At 51.5% G+C, this 507-nt stretch carries 1 protein-coding gene; it reads left to right on the top strand.

Annotated elements, in window-relative coordinates:
- A partial coding sequence (locus J5M58_RS26305) for a hypothetical protein (RefSeq protein ID WP_207880275.1) occupies positions 1-183 on the top strand: 183 nt, incomplete at its 5' end.
- Positions 184-507 lie beyond the last annotated feature (324 nt).

Below are 507 nucleotides of genomic sequence, written 5' to 3'. Positions count from 1 at the left end.
ACGCAGTTGGGGCTCGACGCCGCGTCGAGCACGATTCACACGCTCGATCTCGACGCATGCCGGAATGCGCTGCGGCTCGTCGAGCAATTCATGTCCCGCAAATCCCCGCCCGCGCATTCGTACTACGGATTCGCCCCGTTCGCACCAAACGCGCTTCGCCAATTGACCCGCAACTTGCCTTAATCGGATTCGCGTCAAACGAATTACGCCTCTAATTTTTTTAGATCCAATCAAAAAAAGTTTGACGCTCCGATTTTTTCCTTGCTATCTTTTCGCAGACAAATGCCGCGAAGGCGCGCGGCACAAGCAATACCCGACATCAACCTGACTGAATTCTTCCAATTCAATTACGTTATTGACGAGGGGCGGCATTCAAATCTCGCAGAAACCGCAGCGAATTTCCGGGCCATCGATTAACTCGTGATTAATCGGCAATCCAATGCCATTCGTCGCAAATCGTAAATACCGGGAATCGCTCGTTTAACAGCACACGTTTCGAGATGGGAT

The sequence above is a fragment of the Pseudomonas sp. 32_A genome, from assembly GCF_017490905.1.
Classification (GTDB): domain Bacteria; phylum Pseudomonadota; class Gammaproteobacteria; order Pseudomonadales; family Pseudomonadaceae; genus Aquipseudomonas; species Aquipseudomonas inefficax.
This window is presented reverse-complemented; position numbering and strand designations above follow the sequence as displayed.